At 72.4% G+C, this 5,072-nt stretch carries 5 protein-coding genes; 2 read left to right on the forward strand and 3 right to left on the reverse strand.

The annotated features are described in order from the left end of the window. Positions 1 to 201 precede the first annotated feature (201 nt). The gene (gene rsmI, locus AOK11_RS27930; RefSeq protein WP_055596493.1) at positions 202 to 1,050 is read right to left on the reverse strand and encodes a 16S rRNA (cytidine(1402)-2'-O)-methyltransferase; all 849 of its coding nucleotides are present in this window, start codon (positions 1,048 to 1,050) and stop codon (positions 202 to 204) included. Between the two features lie 172 nt (positions 1,051 to 1,222). Between rsmI and AOK11_RS27935 the strand changes: the two genes are divergently transcribed. Beyond that, positions 1,223 to 2,965: a dolichyl-phosphate-mannose--protein mannosyltransferase gene (locus tag AOK11_RS27935; protein WP_055596494.1), complete on the forward strand. Its 1,743-nt coding sequence runs from the start codon at positions 1,223 to 1,225 to the stop codon at positions 2,963 to 2,965. After that, the gene (locus AOK11_RS43025) at positions 2,956 to 3,123 is read left to right on the forward strand and encodes a hypothetical protein (RefSeq protein WP_157869460.1); all 168 of its coding nucleotides are present in this window, start codon (positions 2,956 to 2,958) and stop codon (positions 3,121 to 3,123) included. Before AOK11_RS27935 ends, AOK11_RS43025 begins: the two co-directional genes overlap by 10 nt. Here AOK11_RS43025 and AOK11_RS27940 read toward each other — a convergent pair. Beyond that, entirely contained in the window at positions 3,120 to 3,434 is a 315-nt protein-coding gene (locus AOK11_RS27940; RefSeq protein ID WP_055596495.1) for a hypothetical protein, read from the reverse strand. The genes AOK11_RS43025 and AOK11_RS27940 overlap by 4 nt on opposite strands. Before the next feature lie 100 nt (positions 3,435 to 3,534). Continuing rightward, a partial coding sequence (locus AOK11_RS27945) for an IS200/IS605 family element transposase accessory protein TnpB (RefSeq protein ID WP_055596496.1) occupies positions 3,535 to 5,072 on the reverse strand: 1,538 nt, incomplete at its 5' end.

The raw sequence follows: 5,072 nt of genomic DNA on the forward strand, positions 1-5,072 counted from the left end.
GCATGCCCCGATCCTACGGAAGGCCGTGGACGCGCCGTCCGCGCCCGAGGGGCGCGGGACCGTACCGATCCCCCCGGTCTGCGGCTCCGCAGCGCGGGCGCGCCCGGCCCACCGCCCGCTGCCCACCACCCACCGCCGTCCCGCGACGGACCGCTCCCCCACGGCGCTCCCCGAATCCGGCCGACCCCGCGGAGCGCTTGTTCACCCCTCGGAGCGCTTCGCCGCCACCACGGCGTCGAAGACCTCCCGCTTGGGCACCCCCGCCTCCACGGCGACCGCCGCGATGGCCTCCTTGCGCCGCTCCCCCGCCTCCTCACGCACCCGTACCCGGCGTACCAGCTCGGCGGCGTCCACTTCCTCGGGCCCGTGGTCCGGGGCGCCTTCGACGACGACGGTGATCTCGCCGCGTACGCCCTCGGCCGCCCATGCGGCCAGCTCGGCCAGCGGGCCGCGCCTGACCTCCTCGTACGTCTTGGTCAGCTCGCGGCAGACGGCGGCGCGGCGCCCGGCGCCGAAGATCTCGGCCATCGCGGCGAGTGTGGCGTCGAGCCGGTGCGGGGACTCGAAGTAGACGAGGGTGCGCCGCTCCCCGACGACCTCCCGCAGCCGCCCCAGCCGCTCCCCGGCCTTGCGGGGCAGGAACCCCTCGAAGCAGAACCGGTCGACGGGGAGCCCGGACAGGGCGAGCGCGGTGAGCACGGCGGACGGTCCGGGCACGGCGGTGACCTTGATGTCCCGCTCGACGGCGGCGGCGACCAGCCGGTACCCGGGGTCGGACACGGAGGGCATCCCGGCGTCCGTCACCAGCAGCACGCGGGCGCCGCCCGCCAGCTCCTCGACCAGTTCAGGCGTACGGGCGGACTCGTTGCCCTCGAAGTAGGAGACCACCCGGCCCTTGGGGGTGACGCCGAGCGCCTGGGTCAGCCGCCGCAGCCGCCGGGTGTCCTCGGCGGCGACGACGTCGGCGCCGGCCAGCTCCTCGGCGAGCCGGGGCGGGGCGTCGGAGACGTCGCCGATGGGGGTGCCTGCGAGTACGAGGATTCCGGTCACCTCCTCATCCTCCCAGCACCCGGACCCCCGCGAGGACGGCCCGCGCCCGCGCCTGCCCCGACCTCGTGCCCGGCCCGCACCCGGTGCGGCGGAGCCGGGCGTACCCGGGGCATACCGGGCCCATACCTCCCATGCACGGGACTCCCACAGAGCCATTCCCTACGATGGCGCGGTGACGAGTACCGCGTCCTCCACGGACACCCGGCAGGAACAGCCGCCGCAGGACCAGCAACCGTCGTGGCAGCAGCGGCTCCGCCGTTTCGGCTACACGGCGAGGCCCGGGGGCGACGTCCGCGACCGCTTGGTCCCGCCGTACACGAAGCCGGCCGGCAGACTGTGGACGGCTCTCGGGGTGCCGCCGACGCTCGGCGAGCGGATCACGCGCTGGTCGGGCTGGGGCGGTCCACTGCTGGTCACGCTGCTGGCGGGGGTGCTGCGCTTCTGGAACCTGGGCAGCCCCAGGAAGGTGATATTCGACGAGACGTACTACGCGAAGGACGCGTGGGCGCTGGTCCAGCGCGGCTTCGAGGTCAACTGGGACAAGGCCGCGGACAAGCTGATCCTCTCCTCCGGCGGTGACGTCTCCGTCCCGACCGAAGCGGCGTACGTGGTGCATCCGCCGGTCGGGAAGTACGTCATCGGGCTGGGCGAGCTGATGTTCGGGTTCGACCCGTTCGGCTGGCGCTTCATGACGGCCCTGCTGGGCACGCTCTCGGTCCTGATGCTGTGCCGGATCGGCCGGCGCCTGTTCCGCTCGACGTTCCTCGGCTGCCTGGCGGGCGCGCTGATGGCCGTGGACGGCCTGCACTTCGTGATGAGCCGCACCGCGCTGCTCGACGGGGTGCTGATGTTCTTCGTGGTGGCGGCCTTCGGCTGTCTGGTCGTCGACCGGGACCGGGCGCGGGAGAAGCTCGCGGCCGCGCTGCCCGTGGGCACCGACGGCAGGACCCTGCCGGACGCGCACATCGCCGAGACCGCGCGGCTGGGCCTGCGGCCGTGGCGGCTGGCGGCGGGACTGATGCTGGGCCTGGCGTTCGCCACGAAGTGGAACGGCCTCTACATCATGGCCGCGTTCTGCGTGATGGCGGTGCTGTGGGACGTCGGCTCCCGCCGGACCGCCGGTGCCCGCAGTCCCGTCCGGGCCGTGGTGAAGCGCGACCTGGGCTGGGCGTTCCTGTCCACGGTGCCGGTCGCCATGGCGACGTACCTCGCCTCCTGGATCGGCTGGTTCCTCTCCCCGGACGACGGCAGCGGCGGCTACTACCGGGACTGGGCCGTGACCGACGGCAAGGACAGCGCCTGGTCGTGGCTGTTCCCCGACTGGTGGCGCAGCTTCTGGCACTACGAGAACCAGGTGTACGAGTTCCACGTCGGCCTGTCCTCGCCCCACACCTACGAGTCCAACCCGTGGAGCTGGATCGTCGCGGGCCGCCCGGTCTCGTTCGACTACGACTCCCCGGCACCCGGCACGGACGGCTGCCCGGCCGACGTGGCCGAGAAGTGCGCCCGCGAGGTGCTGGCCCTGGGCACGCCCCTGCTGTGGTGGGTGGGCTGCTTCGCGCTCCTCTACGTCCTGTGGCGCTGGTTCTTCCGCCGCGACTGGCGGGCGGGCGCCATCGCCTGCGGCATCGCGGCCGGCTACCTGCCCTGGTTCTTCTACCAGGAGCGCACGATCTTCTACTTCTACTCCGTCGTCTTCCTCCCCTTCCTGTGCCTGGCGGTGGCGATGCTCCTCGGCGCGCTCATCGGCCCACCCCGCGCCGGCGAAACCCGCCGCGTGGCGGGCGCCACGGCAGCGGGCGTCCTGACCCTCCTGATCGCCTGGAACTTCATCTACTTCTGGCCCATCTACACCGGCACCGCCATCCCGATCGACGACTGGCGGGCCCGGATGTGGCTGGATACGTGGGTCTAGCTGGACTGACCGCGTTCACCACCCGGCTCATCACCCTGGCCGCCGTCATCTTCGGCGGCTGCATCGCCCTACAGATCCTCGGCACCGGCGTCCACAAGAGCGGCGCCACCGTGAACATCCACAAGGCCGTGATCAAGCGCAATCATTTCCAGGGCTAGGGCGTGCCGCTGCCCTGTCGATCACCGCCCGGGCGGTGGCTCACCATCATCGTGATGAGGCCGGCCAGCAGAAGCCCGCTTCCTGTCAAGGTCCCCCACTGCCGGGTGCCGATGTCGCTGATCACCACCCAGAAGACCACCTGCCAGCACAGGCTGAAGGCAGCCACCAACTGGCCCCAGCCGTAGAGGCGAACGCGGTGAACCGGACGCCGGTTCACCGGGAGAACCCAGCCCCGGGTAATCGCCGCTACGCCCGAAGCGGCCATGAGTAACGCCACCGCCACAGAAAGGATGGTGATATAGAGCAGCACGGTTCCCCCTCCTTGCGCGCCGGACCCGCACCGGACGCCGCCGTGATCATGACACCCGCTGCACTCCGCGTCCACGCGCTTCCGTAGCCCACGACCGTTCCTAGTCAGTGAGCAGGAGTGAGTCCTGGACCCACTCCCGCTCACTGCGGACGCCCCGAACGGTGGTGGGTGTCCTGGTCGCCCGCGTTCGTTCCGCGTCCGGCGGCACGGATCGTGTCCGTGATCCGGGAAGGCGGCGGCGGGGTCCCTCACGCCCGGGGGCATCCGGTCCGGCCTGGACGGTCCGATGCCCGCATCCATCGCTCTGGTGGGTGCGGGGCGGTGTCGTCCGACGCCGGATCGGATACCCCTGGGCGCGTCGTGCGATCGCCACGGCGGCTGCGTCGTGGCGGGTGGTCTTGCGGGTGGTGCTGGTCAGGGGCTTCTGCCAGTGCTGGGCGCCCCACTTCGAGGTGTAGGCCGGGTCCACGGCGACGACGGTGAGGCCCATCGCGTCGGCCATCGAGACGAGGCGGGCGCGGAGCCGTCCGGTGGGCAGGCCGGCAATCAGCTGCCGGAAGCGTTTCCTGCCTCCGTGTTTCTCGCGGGTCTTCTCGGCGATGAAGTCCAGGTCCTCCACCGCGATCGCCCGCACCCCGCAGGTGCGGGCCCAGTGCAGGAGCCGGGTCAGGGCGTGGCGGAGCTGGGCGTCGCGGTGGCCGGCGGTGCCGGTCAGGTCGTAGCAGAAGCGGCGCGGATTCCCGGTCGGGTTGCCGTGCACGTCCAGGCGCCAGGCGGCCAGGTGGTCGGCGTTCATGTCCACCCCGATCACCCCGTCGGCCAGCGCCGCCGCCAGGGGAACCGTGCGCGTGACGGGTTTCTGCCAGGAGGCGGTCACATACCAGCGCGTGCGGGCCACATCGTGGTGGATGCGGTAGGCGATCGCCCGGTTGACGGCCACCCGGTCGGCCCACTCCGGCCCCCGGTGCGCGAACCGGATCCGGCCGGTGAGCACGTACCGGCCGTGCGGAGCGTTCGCCAGATTCGACAGCGGGGCGGGGAGCCGGAGGCTGACCTCTCCGTTCGGGCTGATGCGGATGGTTTCGTTCCCGTAGCGTTTCCCGCTCTCCCCGTCCGCTTGCAGGAACCAGCGGGCGGCTTCCCAGCGTTCGCGCCACTGGGCCTGGGTGAGCCGTGCGGCAGGCAGCTGGTGCCGGGTACGGGCCAGGCGCTTGCCGCCGCGCACCACGTGCACCCTCCCGGCCGTCCAGTCGGCGCGTTCCCGCGCCAGCCGGTCCTCCAGCACCTGCAGCCGACGGGATTTGGCGTGCCACTCCCGCCGACTGCGGTACCCGCCCGGCGCCCGCTTGCCGCCCTTCTGGCCGAGCGGCAGCGCCAGCCGGTGCCGCAGGGTCCGGATACCGGCTTCCAGGGACTGCAGGTGGGCGAGCGCACCGCGGCGGGCCAGCGCCCACTGCTCATGCGTCGCCTTCGTGATCGCACCCGCCCACCGGGCCGACGACAACGGCGTCAGCTCCCGCTTGCGCACCGCCCACGTCTTCGCGTCGTGCCCGGGGCCGTCGTGGCAGCGCGTCTTCAGATCGCGACAGGCCAGCGTGCCCAGATGCGCGCCCACCCGCCGCAGCACCTCCTCATCGG

Origin of the sequence: Streptomyces hirsutus (assembly GCF_001418415.1) — a bacterium.
Classification (GTDB): domain Bacteria; phylum Actinomycetota; class Actinomycetes; order Streptomycetales; family Streptomycetaceae; genus Streptomyces; species Streptomyces hirsutus.